Origin of the sequence: Roseibium marinum (genome assembly GCF_002906165.1) — a bacterium.
In the GTDB taxonomy this organism is placed as follows: Bacteria; Pseudomonadota; Alphaproteobacteria; order Rhizobiales; family Stappiaceae; genus Roseibium; species Roseibium marinum.
This window is the reverse complement of record NZ_PPCN01000005.1, coordinates 102,562-120,594: the sequence shown is the minus strand read 5'-3', so window position 1 is coordinate 120,594 and position 18,033 is coordinate 102,562. Positions and strand designations below refer to the sequence as shown.

At 60.7% G+C, this 18,033-nt stretch carries 17 protein-coding genes; 4 read left to right on the top strand and 13 right to left on the bottom strand.

The annotated features are described in order from the left end of the window. Positions 1-90 precede the first annotated feature (90 nt). Positions 91-1,059 carry a LysR family transcriptional regulator gene (locus tag CLV41_RS13275; protein WP_103222896.1) on the top strand — a complete coding sequence of 323 codons (969 nt, stop codon included), beginning with the start codon at positions 91-93 and terminating at the stop codon, positions 1,057-1,059. Here the strand turns inward: CLV41_RS13275 and CLV41_RS13270 are convergent. Continuing rightward, entirely contained in the window at positions 1,006-1,941 is a 936-nt protein-coding gene (locus CLV41_RS13270) for a 2-hydroxyacid dehydrogenase (RefSeq protein WP_103222895.1), read from the bottom strand. The genes CLV41_RS13275 and CLV41_RS13270 overlap by 54 nt on opposite strands. Further along, positions 1,938-2,396: a type II 3-dehydroquinate dehydratase gene (locus tag CLV41_RS13265; RefSeq protein WP_103222894.1), complete on the bottom strand. Its 459-nt coding sequence runs from the start codon at positions 2,394-2,396 to the stop codon at positions 1,938-1,940. Before CLV41_RS13265 ends, CLV41_RS13270 begins: the two co-directional genes overlap by 4 nt. A gap of 181 nt (positions 2,397-2,577) precedes the next feature. Here CLV41_RS13265 and CLV41_RS13260 point away from each other — a divergent pair, with 181 nt between their 5' ends. Then, positions 2,578-2,847, top strand: coding sequence for a metal/formaldehyde-sensitive transcriptional repressor (locus tag CLV41_RS13260; protein WP_103222893.1), 270 nt, complete (start codon positions 2,578-2,580; stop codon positions 2,845-2,847). Next, complete coding sequence (gene dmeF, locus CLV41_RS13255) at positions 2,844-3,824, top strand: CDF family Co(II)/Ni(II) efflux transporter DmeF (RefSeq protein WP_103222892.1); 981 nt, start codon at positions 2,844-2,846, stop codon at positions 3,822-3,824. The genes CLV41_RS13260 and dmeF overlap by 4 nt, the downstream gene beginning before the upstream one ends. Positions 3,825-4,125: 301 nt before the next feature. On the opposite strand, the gene CLV41_RS13250 is transcribed toward dmeF, so the two are convergent. The 7 genes from CLV41_RS13250 to CLV41_RS13220 all read right to left on the bottom strand — a co-directional run bounded on the left by CLV41_RS13250 (position 4,126) and on the right by CLV41_RS13220 (position 11,099). Continuing rightward, complete coding sequence (locus CLV41_RS13250; RefSeq protein ID WP_103222891.1) at positions 4,126-5,061, bottom strand: BKACE family enzyme; 936 nt, start codon at positions 5,059-5,061, stop codon at positions 4,126-4,128. A 49-nt stretch (positions 5,062-5,110) separates the two neighbouring features. Further along, complete coding sequence (locus tag CLV41_RS13245; RefSeq protein WP_103222890.1) at positions 5,111-5,920, bottom strand: SDR family oxidoreductase; 810 nt, start codon at positions 5,918-5,920, stop codon at positions 5,111-5,113. Between the two features lie 148 nt (positions 5,921-6,068). Then, positions 6,069-6,779 carry an ABC transporter ATP-binding protein gene (locus tag CLV41_RS13240; RefSeq protein WP_103222889.1) on the bottom strand — a complete coding sequence of 237 codons (711 nt, stop codon included), beginning with the start codon at positions 6,777-6,779 and terminating at the stop codon, positions 6,069-6,071. Continuing rightward, positions 6,776-7,549: an ABC transporter ATP-binding protein gene (locus CLV41_RS13235; protein ID WP_103222888.1), complete on the bottom strand. Its 774-nt coding sequence runs from the start codon at positions 7,547-7,549 to the stop codon at positions 6,776-6,778. The genes CLV41_RS13240 and CLV41_RS13235 overlap by 4 nt, the downstream gene beginning before the upstream one ends. Further along, positions 7,546-8,835, bottom strand: coding sequence for a branched-chain amino acid ABC transporter permease (locus tag CLV41_RS13230; protein WP_103222887.1), 1,290 nt, complete (start codon positions 8,833-8,835; stop codon positions 7,546-7,548). Before CLV41_RS13230 ends, CLV41_RS13235 begins: the two co-directional genes overlap by 4 nt. A 1-nt stretch (position 8,836) precedes the next feature. Beyond that, positions 8,837-9,778 carry a branched-chain amino acid ABC transporter permease gene (locus CLV41_RS13225; RefSeq protein WP_103222886.1) on the bottom strand — a complete coding sequence of 314 codons (942 nt, stop codon included), beginning with the start codon at positions 9,776-9,778 and terminating at the stop codon, positions 8,837-8,839. A gap of 85 nt (positions 9,779-9,863) precedes the next feature. Continuing rightward, a complete protein-coding gene (locus tag CLV41_RS13220; protein WP_103223091.1) occupies positions 9,864-11,099 on the bottom strand; it encodes a branched-chain amino acid ABC transporter substrate-binding protein in 1,236 nt (411 codons plus the stop codon). Between the two features lie 359 nt (positions 11,100-11,458). Here CLV41_RS13220 and CLV41_RS13215 point away from each other — a divergent pair, with 359 nt between their 5' ends. Next, positions 11,459-12,172 (top strand): GntR family transcriptional regulator, encoded by a 714-nt coding sequence (locus CLV41_RS13215; RefSeq protein WP_103222885.1) that lies wholly within the window; start codon positions 11,459-11,461, stop codon positions 12,170-12,172. A 36-nt stretch (positions 12,173-12,208) separates the two neighbouring features. Here the strand turns inward: CLV41_RS13215 and CLV41_RS13210 are convergent, their stop codons facing one another. The 4 genes from CLV41_RS13210 to CLV41_RS13195 all read right to left on the bottom strand — a co-directional run bounded on the left by CLV41_RS13210 (position 12,209) and on the right by CLV41_RS13195 (position 17,985). Then, the gene (locus CLV41_RS13210) at positions 12,209-13,819 is read right to left on the bottom strand and encodes a GMC family oxidoreductase (protein WP_103222884.1); all 1,611 of its coding nucleotides are present in this window, start codon (positions 13,817-13,819) and stop codon (positions 12,209-12,211) included. A gap of 92 nt (positions 13,820-13,911) precedes the next feature. Further along, entirely contained in the window at positions 13,912-15,432 is a 1,521-nt protein-coding gene (locus CLV41_RS13205; protein WP_103222883.1) for an FGGY-family carbohydrate kinase, read from the bottom strand. Continuing rightward, positions 15,425-16,267, bottom strand: coding sequence for a class I fructose-bisphosphate aldolase (locus CLV41_RS13200; RefSeq protein ID WP_103222882.1), 843 nt, complete (start codon positions 16,265-16,267; stop codon positions 15,425-15,427). The genes CLV41_RS13205 and CLV41_RS13200 overlap by 8 nt, the downstream gene beginning before the upstream one ends. Beyond that, positions 16,258-17,985 (bottom strand): glycerol-3-phosphate dehydrogenase/oxidase, encoded by a 1,728-nt coding sequence (locus tag CLV41_RS13195; protein ID WP_103222881.1) that lies wholly within the window; start codon positions 17,983-17,985, stop codon positions 16,258-16,260. Before CLV41_RS13195 ends, CLV41_RS13200 begins: the two co-directional genes overlap by 10 nt. Between the last annotated feature and the right edge of the window lie 48 nt (positions 17,986-18,033).

The following is an 18,033-nucleotide window of genomic DNA, read 5'->3' as shown; positions in this document are numbered from 1 at the left end:
TGTCTCCAGCGATTGTCACTGGACGCAGCATGACTCGAGCGCTAGCATCAATAAAATATTGTTTATCTGGCGCTAGGATTAAAAAAAACTATGCATCTGTCTTTGCGAACGCTTCAGTACATCGTCGCGACGGCCGAGACGTTGAGCGTGACCGAGGCATCGCGGCGCCTGAACGTCTCACAGCCATCGATTTCGACGGCAATTTCCGCGATGGAAACGGAAATCGGCGTGGAGATCTTCGTACGCCACCATGCTCGTGGCGTCTCTCTCACCCCGGCGGGACGGCAATTCGCAAACGCTGCCCGGCGGCTGCTCAAGCATGCCGACGAATTCGAGAGAAACATGCGATCACTTGGCGACGCGATGTCCGGCGAGATAACGATCGGGTGCTTTTCCACCCTTGCCACGCGTTTCATGCCGGGCCTCATGTCGGAATTCGCAAAAATCGCGCCTGGAATCGAGGTCTCTCTGCGTGAAGGCGATCAGGAAGAGATCATTCGCGGACTCGTCTCGGGAGAGGCCGAGCTCGCGCTCGCTTACGGCTTCGCCCTGCCTCCGGAAATCTCTGGCGAACGGCTTGCCGAGCTGCCGCCTTACGTGATGGTCTCCGCCGACCACCGTCTGGCAACGCGCCAGCGAATTTCGCTCGCGGAAATTTCCGAAGAGCCCTTTATCCTGCTCGACCTGCCGCACTCGCGCGAATACTTCTTTTCGTTATTCGCCCTGGCAGGCACCGAAGCGCAGGTGCTCTTCCGCTCGCGCTCCTATGAGCTGATCCGCGGGCTTGTCGGGCACGGGCACGGGTATACCATTCACAATGCCGTCCCCGGCAGCTCCCAGGCTTATGACGGCAGCCGGATCGCGGTTCTGGGGATAGAGGATGCGGTTCCGCCCGTGCACGTCACCAGCTTGCGGCTCGAACGCCAGACGCTGCGCCCTGCCGTGGAGGCTTTCGCGAATTTCCTGCGCGCCGCTTTTGCGCCGGGCGGTATTTTCGATCCTGTCTCAATATCCCCGCGCGGGATCTACCCTGTGGCGGACACTCCCGCCGGCCCGTAGCCGATTGATATTCTCCGCGATCTGGCGCGCTGCCGAACGGGGGATCGCGACTGAGGCAATATGTGGCGTGATGAGCACGTTCTCCATCGACCAGAGCGGGCTGGATTCGGGCAAAGGTTCAACCTCGAATACATCGAGTGTCGCCCCGCCAATGTGTCCGGACCGAAGAGCCTCGACCAGGGCTGCCTCGACAATGATCTCGCCGCGCGAAACATTGATGAGCCTAGCCCCTTTTGGAAGTTGCGCCAGCCGGTTTGCGTCGAGGAGTTGCCGGGTTTCGGGGGTCGCGGGCAGCATCACCACCGAAATCTCGCTGTCGGCAAGAAAGCCGTCGAGCGCAGCCATGCCGTTGAAGGTTTTAACCCCGTCGATCTTCTTTTCCGAGCGCGACCATCCGCGCACGTCAAAACCGAGCCGGGCAAGTTCACGCGCGGCACAGCCGCCCAGTTCCCCGAGCCCGAGCACGCCGACCTTTATGTCCCCGGCGTCACGCGGATGCAGGTAGTGCCATTGCCCCGAGCGTTGCGCCTTTTCGAATTGGGGAATATCCCGCGCGTAGCGCAACACCGAGAACTGAACGTAGCCCGCCATCATTGTTGCCATCTCGGGATCTGAAATCCGGGTGATCGGCACATCCGGAAGATCGGTGCGGCTGACCAGGGCGTCCACGCCGGCGCCCAGGTTGATGATCAGTTCGAGATTGGGATAGGCGGCGAAAAAATCCGCGGGCGGCTTCCACACGAGCGCATATTTGACTGCTTGCGGATCGTCCACGGCCTCCGGCTCGAGAATATCGACCTCCTGCAGATGCGCGGCCAATGCATCGCGCCAGACGGGAAATGGATCGACAACGCTGCCGAAAACCAGAATATCGCGGCTCATGCCTGTTCCTTTACGAGATCGCTTAACGCCGTTATCGCCAGACAGTAGCCGCGCGCACCCAACCCCGCAATGACGCCGGTCGCGGCCCTGGACATGTAGGAATGGTGCCGGAACGGTTCCCGTTTCCAGATGTTGCTCATGTGGCATTCGATGATCGGCCCCTCGAACGCCAGCAAGGCGTCGAGAATGGCGATCGAGGTGTAGGTCAGCCCGGCTGCATTGATGACAATGCCATCCGCATGGGTGCGCGCCTCCTGAATCCAGTCGATGATTTCACCTTCGTGATTGGACTGGCGAAAATCGAGTTCGGCCCCGATCGCAGCGGCCTGTTCGATGCACTTGTTCCTTATGCTCTCGAAACTGTCGCTGCCATAGGTTCCGTTCTTGTCGAGACCGTAAAGATTGGCGTTGGGGCCGTTGATAAACAGGATGCGCATGGTTGAAACCGCTTTCATGTCCGTCTGTTCGTCACTTCATGACCAAGGCTAGGCGAGACCGGTTCCCGGAGAAAATCGCATATTCGTATTCACTGCATAGGCAGACACTAAGCCATTGAAGTTCTGACAGGACCGGCCGGCGGACGGCTTCGGCGAAAGGTCTTGCCAGACGTTTCAATATAGGGTAGCCCCCTATATTATGAGCCATACGATCAGACACAAGTCCAAGCTCGTCGCCCGTGTGCGCCGGCTGAAGGGACAGATGGAAGCCATTGAACGTTCGCTGGAGGCGGAGGCCGGCTGCGCGGACATTCTCAACCAGGTTGCCTCCGTACGCGGCGCCATATCGGGCCTAACCGCCGAGCTGATGGAGGAGCATATCCGCGAGCATCTCGTCGAAGCGCCGGAAAGCGCCCGGCAACAAGGGGCCGAGGATCTCATCGATATCATAAGGACCTATCTCAAATGAGCACTGCCACACTCGATACGCCCCATGAGCACGTATTCCTGGGCGCCTCCCATCAGCGCAACGAACGAAAGACCTGGCTCGTCATCGCCATCACCACCGCAATGATGCTCGTCGAGATCGTCGCTGGTACGCTGTACGGGTCAATGGCGGTGGTCGCCGATGGCTGGCACATGGCCACCCATGCAGGCGCGATGTTCATCGCCGTGTTCGCCTATGTCTATGCCCGCAGGAACGCGCGCAATCCCCGCTTCACCTTCGGCACGGGAAAATTCGGCGACCTTGCCGGGTTCGCCAGCGCCGTCATGCTCGGCCTCATCGCACTGCTGATCGCCTATGAAAGCTTTCAGCGCTTTTTCGAACCCGTCACAATCCATTTCGGACAGGCCTCGATGGTTGCGATTGCCGGACTGGTGGTCAACCTCGTTTGCGCCTGGCTGCTGCGCGACGACCACGCGCATCATCATGGCCATGACCACGGACACGCTCATGGCCACGGGCATGACCACGCGCATGATCATGGTCAGGCGCGCAAGGATCATGCGCATGGCGAGCGCGATCTCAACCTGCGCGCCGCCTATCTGCATGTGCTGGCCGACGCGTTGACCTCGGTCCTCGCCATTGTCGCGCTTGTTCTGGGCGGCATGTTCGGCTGGGTCTGGCTCGATCCCGCCATGGGCGTTGTCGGCGGCGTCATGATCGCGCGGTGGTCGTTCGGTTTGATCCGGGAAGCCGGCGGTGTGCTGCTCGACTACATCCCCGCACGGGAAACACTTGGTGAGGAGATACGCCAAACCATGCAAGCCGGCGGCGATACCGTCACCGACATCCACGTCTGGCGGCTTGGGCCGGGTCATTTCGGCGTCATCGTCGCGATCGACACCGACGCGCCCAAAGCACCGCAGCATTACCGCGACGCGCTCGTGCATATCCCGCGCATCTCGCACCTGACCGTCGAGGCAACGTCCCGCGCTGCGTGAACCCTGGAGTGCTTCACGACGCGCCATTGCAGCAGACTAGCTGTGAGCTTTCAGGAGGTTGTCCATTCTGCCAAATCCGGTTTGGTTCAAGGTCAAGGGGTTTGACGAAGAGCGTGCCGAGCGCACGGTCGAGGCAAAGCCCACAGGCTTTGGGCCAAACCGGCCCGGATTCTCAGGTTTGTGTCTGGCGCATGCCTGCTTTGTCGGACCGCTTGCCCATAGCCCCCCTTTCAAGACATTGTGACGCCGAAATGGGCGATTTGCATCCAAACCTCGACCAAATCCCAATTGTCTACACACCCTAGAATTTCACCTGATCGCCGCCTTTGAGGGCCAGCATCTCGCGCGCTTCGTCGGGGCTCGCGATGGCAAGGCCGAGACCGTCCAGGACCTGACGCACGCGGCGAACCTGATCCGCATTCGACTTCGCCAGATTTCCCGGCCCGTCCCAAAGGGAATCTTCCAGTCCGACGCGCACGTTTCCGCCCATGGAGGCCGCCATGGTCGTGATCGGAAGCTGATGACGTCCGGCTCCCAGCACGGACCAGACATAGTCGTCGCCGAAGAGCCGGTCGGCTGTGCGGCGCATATGGGCAACATCCTCCGGATGCGTGCCGATACCGCCGAGAATCCCGAACACCGTCTGGATGAAAAGCGGCCCCTCGACCAGACCGCGGTCGCGGAAATGGGCGAGATTGTAAAGATGACTGGTGTCGTAGCACTCGAACTCGAAGCGTGTGCCGTTGCCGCCGCAGGACCGCAGAATGTACTCGATGTCCTTGAAGGTGTTCTTGAACACCGTGTCGCGTGTCTTTTCCAGATACGCAGGTTCCCATTCATGCCGGAATTCCGAATACCGGTTCAGCATCGGATAGAGACCGAAATTCATCGACCCCATGTTCAGCGACGCGACCTCGGGCTGAAAATGGCTGGCCGGGCGCAAGCGCTCCTCGACCGTCATGACCGGGCTGCCGCCCGTGGTCAGATTGAGTATGGCGTTGGTCGACTGCTTGATGCGCGGCAGGAAGGGTTCGAAATCCGCCGGGTCCTGGGTCGGCCGGCCGTCTTCAGCTTTACGGGCATGCAAATGGAGGATAGACGCGCCCGCTTCGGCGGCGGCAACTGCATGTTCGGTAATCTGGTCGGGCGTAACCGGCAAATGGGGCGACATGCTTGGCGTGTGAATGCCGCCGGTTATCGCGCATGTGATGATGACTTTACGGGACTGCTTGGCCATAGGGGGTCTTGTTCCTCCGGAATTGTTTTGCGCGCGGCTTGAATCCGCGTCAGATATTCTCGACGTTGCCGCAGACACTTATCGCCTGGCCGGAAATGTTGGCGCCCGCCGGCGCGCACAGGAACAGGGACAGGCCCGCGACATCCTCCGGCTCGACCATACGCCGCAGAGATACATTGGCGAGATATTGTTTTTCCATGTCCGCGTAACTGATACCCTCGGCCTCGGCGCGAGCCCGGATGACGCTCTCGATACGGGGACCGCGGACGATACCGGGAAGGATTGCATTCACGCGAATTCCGTCCGGTCCCATTTCCTTGGCAAGGCTCTGCGTGAAACCGACGATCCCCCATTTGGAAGCGGCATAGGGCGTGCGCAGGCCATATCCGAGACGGCCGGCAACCGAAGATATGTTGATGATCGCGCCGGCTTCGCTTTGCCGCAGCAGCGGCGCGGCTTGCCGGACAACAAGGAACTGTCCGAGCAGATCGATATCCAGCGTCCGGCGAATATCCTCGACGGAAAGCGTATCGATGCGGCCTGTCGGACCGGAAATTCCGGCGTTGTTGACCAGCACGTCGAGACCCCCGAGTTTCACCCGGGCGTCCTCCAGCATGGCCGTCACCGCCGCCTCGTCGGAGACATCCGCCACCACCGTCAGGATGCCCGGAACATCAGCGGCGAGCCTTTCAAGCGCATTGGCATCGATGTCGCAAACGAGCACCTTCGCATCGGCTTCAGCGAAGGCCCGGGCGATGGCTTCACCGATCCCGGAAGCACCGGCGGTGATCAGAACCCGGAGGCCTTTGGCAGGCAGCATCTTGTCCATTAAAGTCGTCACTGGCGATTTTTCTTTCATTTCCGGGACTAGGGTCTGTGGACAATTAGGTTTGGGTCGCGGCGCGAGCCGGATTTCGGTGACCGAACAGGAGGAAAGTCCGCAGTGGTGCCGCCCACCACAAGGACTTTCCGACGCAGTCGGGACCGAAATCCGCCGCGTCTCGAAGTCACGCCACTTCCAGCCAGTTGCGCCTGATCTCCGGCGCGTTCACGAGCGCCTCCGGGGAGCCGCGAAAGACGAGTTCGCCGTGCCCCATCACGAGCACGTCCTGGGCAACCTTGAGGGCGATTGTCAGCTTCTGTTCGACCAGCATGACGGCGACGTTGCGCCTGGCGATGTCCAGAATGAATTCCATGACGACATCGACGATACGCGGCGCAAGCCCCTCGGTGGGCTCATCGATCAGCAACAGGCGGGGGTTGCCGAGCAGCGAGCGGCAGATAGTCAGCATCTGCTGCTCGCCTCCCGAAAGGTATCCCGCGTTGACGCCCCGCCGCTCCTTGAGGCGCGGGAAGTAGCCGTACATTTCCTCCACGGACCAGACATGCGCACCCGGCGCCGCCTTCTGAACGCCCATGGCAAGGTTCTCATCGACGGTCAGGTTCGGGAAAACGAGGCGCTCCTCGGGCACATAGCCGATCCCGCTCCGGCAGACATCGAAGGGGCGGCACCCGGACAGTTCCTTCTCGCCCAGACGCACCGATCCGGCCGTTGGCGGAACGAGCCCCATGATTGCCTTCAAAAGGGTCGAACGGCCCGAGCCATTGCGGCCGAGCAGCGAAACGATCGCCCCTTCTCCGATTTGCATATCGACCCCGTGAAGGATGTGGCTCTTGCCGTAATGGGCGTGCAGACCTTCGACTTTCAACAGGCTCATGTTGCGGCCTCCTCTCCAAGGTAGGCTTCCTGCACCTGCCTGTTCGCGCTGATCCGCTCCGGCGTGTCCGTGGCCAGAATGCTGCCGTAGACAAGGACCGAAACCCGGTCGCACAGGCTGAAGACGACGCTCATGTCATGCTCCACCATCAGCAGGGTCTTTCCTTCCGTGACCGACCGGATCAGTTCGACCGCCTTCGCCGTCTCCTCGCGGGACATGCCGGCCGTCGGTTCATCCAGCAGAATGACATCCGCTCCGGTGGTCAGGGTCATGCCGATTTCCAGAGCACGCTGTTCGGAATAGGTCAGGTCTCCGGCAAGATGGTCCGCCCTTGGCTCCAACCCCACTCTTTCGAGAATATCCACGGTCTCCTCGTTGATCGCGCGCATGCGCGAAACCGGCTGAAAGAGGCCGAAGCGGACGCCGTGGCGTGCCAGGACACCAATGCGGAGGTTCTCGAAAACGCTCAGGCGATGGAAGATATTGGTGATCTGGAAGGACCGGGCGAGACCGCTGCGGTTGATCCGGTGCGGCGGCAGGCCTGTGATGCTCCGCCCGTTGAGACAGATATCGCCACCGGACACCGCAAACAGGCCCGAGATCAGATTGAACAGGGTCGATTTTCCGGCGCCGTTCGGACCGATGACGGCATGCCTCTCACCCGCCTCGACATCCAGATTGACCCCTTTCATCACGGATATTTCACCGAAGGATTTCGTGACGTCCGTCAATTGCAGCGCTGAAGTTCTGGGTGTGGTTTTCCGGGTCATTTTGCCACTCCCGGCGCTGCCGGTTCATGTGCGCCTTCCCCAACTTCCCGGCCCATCTTCTCCCAGCACTTCAAAATGTTCCCGCGGCTTTTGACAAGGATGGCTCCGCCCGCCGCAAGCAGGACGACCGGAACCAGCCAGGTGGCGATACCGAACGGCTCCCACCAGGCTCCGAACATTTCGTAAGCCGGCAAACTTCCTTCCGCGTTGCGGATCTGAACCGCGTATTCCTCGCCGAAGAGGACCGCGACCGTTTCTGTCAGGTAGATGACCGCGCCCGCGATCAGAACGCCGCCGGTTGCCGCCAGCGCATAGGGCCCCGCAAGCAACAGCCAATCGTCGCGCCGCACATTGCGCAAGTGATGCTGCACAACACCGCCGATACCGGTCGGCGCAAAAAGCATGACGAGGACGAAGATCAGCCCCTGGTAGAAGAGCCAGGAACGGGTCAGATCCGAGACGAGATAGGCAAAAAGCGTGAAGGACACGGCGCCGACAACCGGCCCGAAGAAAATCGTCGCCCCGCCGACGAAGGTCTGAAGCACCACCTGCGCTGAAATATGCGAACTGAACAGCGCATAGTTCGCCGTCTCGTTGGATATTGCCTGAAGGCCGCCGGCCACACCGGAAAACATGGCCGAAACGGCGAAGATGATCACTTTCGACGTGTGGGCATTGTAACCGAGAAACCGGACCCGCTGCTCATTGTCGCGCAGCGCCAGGGTGAGCCGTCCGAAAGGTGTCCTTGTGTAGGCCCAAAGCGCCATGACGCTCAGCACCACCCAGAACAGGGTCAGGTAGTAGACCTCCAGGACCGTGCCGAAAACGAAGCCCTGCCAGGGCATGCGCATGGAGGATATCCCGGATTCTCCGCCGAAAAAGCCCTGAAGGTGCGGTGTCAGGGAATGAAAGAGTTCCGCGATTGCAAGGGTGACCAGAGCGAAATAGACGCCGGATCGCATTGTTGCGAAAAAGCCGGCGACCACACCGATGAGAAGACCCATGGCCGCTCCTGCCAGCGGCAGCAGGGGCGTGGGGAAGGAAAGGCCATCCTCGATGGCAAGCATCAGGTGGAGTGTCGCAAAGGCGCCCATGCCGAAATAGGCGGCATGACCGAAGGACAGCAATCCGGCCTGGCCGGACAGGAGGTTGAAGGCCAGCGCGAAGAGACTGGCGATCAGGATGTTCACCAGCGCGTTCTGCCAACCCAGTCCGAGAAAGGGCGGGACGGCCACGAGTGCGACCAGGACGGCGGCGATCAGAAGAATGTTTCGCATGTTTGTCATGTCAGTTCCGCTCACCCATGAGGCCCGCGGGGCGTACGAGAAGAACGATCAGCATCAGGGCGAAGGGAATGGTCGCGCTGACGGAAGAAAGTTCCAGGGTCATCAGTCCGCCGATGGATTGCGCCCAGTCGCCCAGGCCGACCAACCCGAAGAGACCGGCGAGCGACCAGTCGAGACCGACCGAGTAGGACGAAAAGAGACCGATCAGCAGGGACGCGAGCAGCGAGCCCTTGAGCGATCCGAGACCGCCAACCACCACAACGACGAACACGATCACGCCGAGTTCCAGCCCCATGTTCGGATTGGTCGGATAAAAGGCCCCGGCAACCGCGCCCGCCAGCCCGGCAAGCGCCGCGCCGACACCGAAGACGCCCATGAAGACAACCGGGATATTGTGACCCAACGCCTCTGCCATGGCCGGCAGCCGCTCGGCTGCCCGGACCACGATCCCGATGCGGGTGCGCGCAAGCAGGAACCACAACAACGCGAACATGGTGATGGCGGTTGCGCCGATGAACAGCCGGTAGAAGGGATAGTCCGTGCCGAAGACAGTGAATGCGGCAAAACGCAGGTTATCCGGCATCTGGTAATTGACCGGGAAGTCGCCAAAGAACAGCTTGATCAGCTCCTCGATGATCATGGCCAGACCAAAGGTCAGGAGCAGTTCATGGGCATGACCATGGGCGTGGACCCGTGGCAGAAGATATCTCTCGACCAGCATGCCGACGATGCCGACGATGACCGGTGCAACGATCAGTCCGGTCCAGAATCCAAAATAAGAAGACACCGCATAAGCGATATAGGCGCCCAGCATATAGAAGGATGCGTGAGCGAAATTGAGAACGCCCATCATGCCGAAGATGAGCGTCAGCCCGGCGGAGACCATGAACAGCAAAAGGCCATAGGTCACCCCGTTGAGGGCCGAAATGATTACGAATTCCATGAACAGCTCTCCGGAAGGAAACTTCCGAGTAAAAAGGCGGCGGGATCCGGCCGGATGCGCTCCAGCCGGATCGGTTCTTTCAGGATCAGCCCGGACGTTTCATGTCGCAGCTGTCCTGAACCGGGTAGATGGCCTGCTCGCCCGGCACCACCTTGACGGCTTCAAATCCCATCGAGGTATCGTCGGCCGGATACCTGGCGTTCTCGACCACCCTGGAAACGACGACCGGACGGATGGTCTGGTGATCTTCCTTGCGTACGGCGATCGGACCGACCGGTGTCTCATAGGTCACGTCTTCCAGCGCCAGTGCGATCTTGCTGACATCAATGTCGCCGCCAGCGAAATCAACCCCTTCCAGGGCCTGGGAGAGCGCACCGACGGCAAAGATCGTTTGCGGCTCGACGAACAGCGGATAGTGACCCGAGGCCGCTTTGTATTCCTCGGCGAACGAAGCATCGCCGGCGGTATTGTCGTAGTTGTTGGCGATGTAGTGACCGAGGGCGGTCTCGCCGGCATTGGCGATGTTCCCCGGCTGGTCGAGGTAGGCCGTGCCGAAGGTGACATCGAGACCGGCATCGCCTGTCGCCTTCATCAGGAGCAGAAGATCGTTCGACCAGTTGCCGGTGATGACCGAATCCGGATTGGCAGCCTTGATGCGGGCAACGAACGGCGCGAAATCCTGGATCTTGTTCACATCGTGCAGAACTTCGTCCACGACCTCATAGCCGCCCTTTTCCGCGGCCGCGTTGATGGCTGCCTGAACGTCCTGTCCCCAGGAGTAGTTCTGGTTGATGGAGTAGACCCTGGTGCCGAGATCGCCGGCTTCCTTCATGGCGCTGGTCATCGCGTTGACGCGCATGGGGGCCGTGGTCGTGAAGCGGAAATGGTAGAACTGGCACTTGTCACCGGTCAGTTCCATTGCCTCCGCACCAACGTTGATGAAGAGGATCTCCTTGCCCGGATTTCTCAGATTGTGCTTGCGCACATCTTCGGTGATCTGACCGGCAATGGCTGAGGACGCGCCCTGGATGACAATGTTCACGCCATCGGCAACCGCCTGCTTGAATTTGTCGGCCGCGCCGGTCGAGCCGCCGGCATTGTCATATTCAATGACCTGAACGTCCTCGCCATTGAAGCCGCCGGCCGCGTTGATCTTGTCGACACCGTATTGAACGGCGGTTGCGTAGAGACGGCCCGACGACGTCTGGGCGCCGGAAAGACTCTCGATAATCCCGATTTTCAAGGGTTCGGCCTGAACCGCATGCGCGCCGAGCGCAATGGTCGAGACGGCCGCCAGGGCAGCAAATTTTTTCACGTCGATTTCCTCCACACTTTGTTCGAACGCAAAAGCCCGGATCTGTCGGCATCAGCCTTCGGTCCCCGCCGCCCTGGCGCCCACTCCTCCTCGGAAGCGGCGTCCAAATAAACACAAAACAACGACCTCGTAAAGATATGTGATGTGTGATCACACATCAAAAAGCATAGGTCTTCGCATTGCCCGCTCACAAACAACTGACTATAGTCCGCGCGTCCGCGTCACGGCCTGTCTTGTTGGCCGGCACCGGTTCACTCGGGAAGCAATTGCTTCCGGCAAGTCGATCACCTTCGCGGATTTGGCGCATTTGCATCGCGGTAACAGCGGGCACGTCGAAGCAATGAGCCTACGGACGGACAAGTTTTTTGAGCACTGTAGAATTACAAACGCGCAAGCCCGCCCTTTCACCGGTCGACGTAACCACCGTTCAGGAACGGGTCTATCAGAGCCTGAGGCTGGCCTTGCTCAAGGGAGAATTTCTGCCGGGCGACCAGGTTTCCATACGGGGACTGGCGCAGGCTTTCGGCACCAGCGCCATGCCCGTACGCGATGCGCTCGCCCGCCTTGTCGCCGAGCGCGCCTTCGAGCAACCGTCCGCCCGCCTCATGCGTGTTGCACCCTATGTCGCTTCCGAACATGAGGAATACATCCGTATCCGCATTCAGCTTGAAGGCTACGCCACCGAACGGGCGTGCCGGCAGGGCGGCCCGGAAATCATCGAAGCGCTGAAGGAACACAATGCGCGTCTCGAGGAGGCCCTGACCTCGAATAATTTCGAGGCGGCACTGGCCGCAAATCACGCCTTTCATTTTGCGCTCTACAGCGCCTGCGGCTATCCCCAGCTCGTCGACATGATCTCGAACCTGTGGCTGCGCACCGGCCCGATCCTGGCGTCCGCCCAAAAAGACCGCGACTTGTTCAAGCGTCTTTTCACCATCGGGCACCGGATTCACGCCGACGCGATTTCAGCCATTGGGCGCGGGGATACCAAGGCGGTGAGGCGGTCCATATTACTCGATATCCGGTCCACCCATTTTTCGATCCGACACCATTTTCAGACGGCCGGCGAGCAAACCTGAAGCTGTAGGCAGCGCGTAGCCCTTGAGCCGGACGCTTCAACTGCGCCGGATCATGTCGGCTGCCTTCTCCGCGATCATGACCACCGGCGAGGCCGTGTTGCCCGAGACGATTTTCGGCATGACCGACGCATCGATCACTCGCAGACCCTCGATCCCTCGCACGCGCAATTGCGGATCGACCACGGATTCATCGTCCGCCCCCATGCGGCAGGTTCCGACCGGGTGAAAAATGGTCGTGGCGATATCGCCGATCTTCTCAAGCAGACTGTCCTCGCCCTGAACATCGGGCCCGGGAAGGATTTCTTCCGGCAGATAGGGTTTCAGGGCCCTTGCCGTCATGATCCTGCGGGCTTGGCGGACCGCCTTGAGCGCAATCTCGCGGTCCTTGTCCGCGGACAGGTAATTGAGCCGGATCTCCGACTGTGCCGCTTCACCGGCCACGCTCATATGGACCGAGCCGGTGCTTTCGGGGCGCAGGTTGCAGACAGACAAGGTTATCGCCGGGAACGGGTGTAGCGGGTCGCCGAGTTTGTCGGTTGAAAGCGGCTGGACGTGATATTCAAGGTCCGGGGTCTGAAGCGCGGGATCCGATTTGGTAAACATGCCGAACTGGCTGGGTGCCATGGACATCGGCCCTGACCGGGTCAGCGCATATTGCAGGGCAATTCTCGCCTTTCCCGCAAGGCTGTTGGCCATCGTGTTCAGGGTCCTGGTGTTCTTCACCTTGTAGACCGTTCGGATCTGCAGGTGATCCTGAAGGTTCTCGCCCACATTGGCCCGCTCGTGACGCACCTCCACACCCCGATCTTTCAGGATCTCACCGGCGCCGATCCCCGAGAACTCGAGGATCCTGGGCGAGTTGATTGCTCCGGCCGCCAGCAGCACCTCGCGGCGGGCATGCGCCACCAACTCGTGCCCCTTGCGGATGAACCGAACACCCGTTGCCCGTCGCCCGTCCAGGACCAGCTTTCGGGTTTCCGCATGTGTGATCAGCCTCAGATTGGGCCGTTTCAAGGCCGGGCGGAGAAACCCCCTGGCGGTGCTCCAGCGCACACCGTTCCGCTGGTTGACTTCGAAAAACCCGCTGCCTTCATTGTTGCCGTCATTGAAGTCCTCGCGCGGTTGAATACCGAATTCCCTTGCGCCTTCCTGCACGGCGCGCAGGATGTCCCAGTCCAACCGTTGCTTTGCGACCTTCCATTCTCCATGTGCGCCGTGCAGATCCGTCCGGCCCCGGTGGTGATCTTCCGACTTCAGGAAATATGGCAGGACATCTTCCCAGGCCCACCCGACGTTGCCGAGCTGGCGCCAGTGATCATAGTCAGCCGCCTGGCCGCGCATGTAGATCATGCCATTGACGGAGGTGCAGCCACCCAGAACCTTGCCGCGCGGATAAGTCAGGCTCCGGCCGTTAAGCCCCGGTTCGGGAAGCGTTTTCATCATCCAGTCGGTTCGCGGATTGCCGATACAGTAGAGATATCCGACCGGAATATGCACCCAGTGATAATTGTCCGACCCGCCGGCCTCCAGCAGAAGGACCCGGACCGAGGGGTCTTCGGTCAACCGGTTGGCAAGCACGCATCCGGCCGTACCTGCCCCGATGATGATGTAGTCGTAGGTTCCTTCCAGTCTTTCCGGCAAGCTCATCGGCCGTGGGTCCCGTCCTCGAGTTCGGCATCTGTCTGGCTCTTCGGGTTTTCAATCGGCGGGTAACGTAAAAAACCGGCGGCTTTCATGGGTCATCCTCCCGATGAACGGATTGTTGACATCTCCGACCAGATTGGCCGCATGGCCTCGGCGATCTTCAGGTATGTGCCATAGCGCATGTCGTAATGCGGCTTCATCAAGGGATCGGGCTGGAAGAGGTGCCTGACGCGGGTCATGGCGCCCACCGCGTCCTCGTAACTTCCGAAGAGCCCGGCGCCGACACCGGCGCCGATGGCGGCGCCGAGCGCGCCGGTTTCCTGGTTCTCCGCGACCCGGATGGGCACACCGAGACAGTCGGCGAACATCTGCGGCCAGACCGGACTGCGCGCACCACCACCGGCAAGAACCGCACTGTCGAAGGGCACTCCGGCGCGGTCAAGCGTATCGACATGCCGGCGATGTTCAAACAGAACACCTTCGAACAGGGCTCTGAGGAGATGTCCTTCCGTGTGCCAGCCGGCAAGTCCGTAAAACCCGGCCCGGAATTCGGCGCCCTGCCCCGACCCGTAGAGGAACGGATGAAAGAGCGGATCGTCCGCGGCAGGGGTCACTTCCGCAATGCGGGCGTTGCAATACCCGAAAGGGTCCTCGTGATGGCCGCCGCGCTCGACCAACTCGCGCACATACCATTCGAGATTTGCCGCCGAGGTCGCGCTGGATTCGATATTCACGTATCGGGCCGAAGCGAACCCGGCGGCCATGAAGATGTCCGGATCCACAACCGGCGTTTCCGAGAACACCTGGTTGATGCTCCAGGTGCCGGCGATGATCGAAGCCTCGCCCGCATGGACCACACCCGATCCGAGCGCACTGGCGACCACATCGAAATATCCGCCGATAACCGGAGTGCCTTCCAAAAGCCCCGTTGCCGCGGCAGCCTCTGCGGTCACCCGCCCGGCTATGTCCGCCGGCTCGATCAACCGCGGCAGCAGATCACCCACATCGCCAATGCCGAAAAGCTCCAGGATTTCCGGGTCGTAGCGGCAGTCCGGCATGCGCAGCAGGCCACTGCCCGACATGTCGGAAATCTCGCTGACGCGCTCACCCGTCAGCTTGAAGGTGATGAAATCCTTGCAAAACAGGACCGTTCCGGCCCTGGCATAAAGGTCCGGACGGCTTTTCTTTATCCAGGCAAGAAGGGCAGGCGTCTGCGACGGCCAGGGCTTTTGCAGGCTCAGGGCATGCAACCGCTCGCCATGCAACGCGGCCAGTTCGCCGGAAAGGTCCGCCGCACGCGTGTCGAGGGACTGGATCCCGAGCAGAGGTTCGTTGCCCTTGTCGAGAAGGTACAGCCCGTTGCCATGCCCGGCGCAGCCCACCGCCGCGATGCGGGACGGGTCGGCGTCCGCCTTTTCAAGGCAATCGCGGATGACCTTCCGGGCGTTCCGCCACAATTCGCGAAGGTCGCGTTCCACATGTCCCGGAAGAGGCGACAACGACTGCCCGTCCAGTGCGCTCATCGCGATCTGCCGCCCGCGGCAATCGAACAGAACGGCCTTGATGACCGTGTTCCCGGCGTCAAGTCCCAGCAGGAATTTGTTGTCTTCAGGCATGGTTGTAGATGTCCCAGGCTTCATCGCCATCAGCTCCCTGATGGATCATTGCCATGAGGGCGGCGACGACGGCTTTCGGATTGTCATGCTGATAAATGTTGCGGCCATAGACCATGCCCTTCGCGCCCTGGCGCATCAGCGCGGCCGATTTTCGCAAGACAGTCTTCAGGTCCTCCTTGCCGCCGCCGCGCACCAGAACCGGCACGCGCGCGGCTTCCACGACACGATGGAAGTCCTGCGGATTCTCGGTCGGGTCCGCCTTGATGATATCCGCTCCCATTTCGCTCGCCAGACGTGCGAGCGTGACGATCTTGTCCGCGTCGCCATCCACCTGATAGCCACCCCGGACCTCGTTTGGCAGCATGACCAGTGGTTCGATCATGAGCGGCATGCCGTATCTGTGGCAGGCGGCGCGGACCCTGGAAATATTTTCGACACACTGGCGGAACAGCTCCGGTTCGTCCGGCAACATGAAGAGGTTCACGACAACACAGGCCGCATCCATCTCCAGCGCGCCGATGATCGGATCGTCCGCGTTTTGCAGCAACGACCACATCACCCGGTGACGCTGATCATTGTACGGATTTCCCATGTCGATCCGCATCACCAGTGCCGGCTTGTCCTTTTCCGGCCGCCCCTGCAAAAGGTCCGCCTGGCCATAGGCCATCTGGATGGCGTCCGGCCCGGCCTTGATCAGGGTATCGACGACACGCGGCATATCCTCGAGGCCAACCATGAAACTCGGTTCGTTGCAGACACCGTGATCGACTGCAACATCCAGACATCCGCCATTGGTGAACATCCGGTTCAGGCGGACTTTGGGGCTCAAACGCATATCTTGCTCCTGCTGATGTCTTGATTGTCCAGCTTCTCCTGCGAGACGCCGTAATAGGTGCTTAAGTCGTGGATCAACAGCGCCCGCTGACGTTCGCTTTCCGCGGGAGCCCAGCCGAGTTCCCGCGTGGCTATGTCCGTCAACCTGTCGATCAGGTCTTTGGTGAGCAGTCCACGGATAGCAAGCGTTGTCCGTCTCAGGACGATGTCAGTGAGGTTCACAACGTATTCGTGCCGGACCAGGCAGGCGATTTCCGCAGCGGTGATTTCCGTTTCCCCGTCAACCGGAACATCGTCGGATCTCGACTGGCAAAAGGCCAGCAGGTCGCCGGCAGTGGTGCCATAGGTCGACACGAGATGTGCCGCCCTCTTGGCACTCACGCCGAACGTGGCGGCAAGGTCCCGTTCCAGGATGGCACCGGCCAGCGGAAATCCCTTCCCTCCCCCGATGGGTAGCTCGAGCGTATCCGTCGACCTCTTCCTGCCGAGTTCCTCCAACACCTCGTCCGCTGCCTGTGCGGCAAAAGCCCGGAACGTGGTCCATTTCCCCCCGATCATGCAGATCTGCGGCACGCGTCCCTTAATGCGGCGGGTGAAATGTCCTCTCGTGATCCGCCCCGTGAAGTCGTGACTGCTTTTCGGCAGCGGACGAATGCCGCTGAAGCTGAAGACGACATCTTCCGCGCCGACGTCGATTTGCGGAAACACGAGGCGCAACGAGTTCAGGATGTAGTCCTGTTCCTCCGGCTCGCAGCGCACCCGTTCCGCGGACTTGACGCGAATATCCGTCGACCCCGCCAGAACCTTGCCGAAGAACGGATAAACGATGCACACCCTGCCGTCGGAATTTTCGAAATAGACCATGTGGCCCGCGAGAGCGGCTTCAAGTGCCGGATTGTCGATGATGAGATGGGAGCCCTTCGTTCCGGATACCAGGCGTTCGTGGCCGCTCTCTCCGCAGATCTCGTCAATGGCGTCATCGAGCCAGGCGCCGGTCGCATTGACGATCAGCCCTGGAACCACAGTCACGGTCGTCCCTGCCGTTTCGTCACGCAGCAAAAACCCGGCTTCGTCCGGAAGAAGTCTGGCATAGTTCAGCGCGACACAGTCCGGAGCAAGCCTTTCCGTATCCTGTATGAGTTCAAGCGCCAGTCGTTCCGGGTGGCTGATCCACGCATCGAAATAGGTTGCCGAGCACTGAATGGCCCGTGTGAGACCGGGCCAGCGCGCATGTGTCTGCCTGGCCCTGTGGAACCGGTGCCTGGGCAGCTGCCGGTTCTTGCGTGTCACCCAGTCATAGAGCGTCAGCCCCAGTTTGATTGCGATCGCTCCCCTGTTGGACGGCTTGCCGGAGATCCCGACAAAGTTCGCGGCGCTGTTCAATAGACCGGAGAAGATCGAGGTGACCGGGATGACCGTCGGCAATGGATGGACGAGATGCGGTGCGTTCACCAGGAGCGCATCGCGCTCGCGCAGCGATTCACGCACCAGCTCGAATTCGCCGTTTTCAAGATAGCGCAAGCCACCGTGGATCATGCGGGAGGGGGCCGCGCTGCAGCCGGAGCAGAAGTCATTCCGCTCGACAAGGAGCACCCGCAGCCCCTGCAAGGCAAGTTCCCGGTAAACCCCGATCCCGTTGATGCCGCCACCGACCACAACGGCGTCAAAGGCGCCGTCGTGAACGATGCGATCCCATTTCCCTTGCCGTTGTTCGGACATGACTCTCCCGTTCGCCAGACTTGAGTCCGACGTGCTCCCTGTTTCATT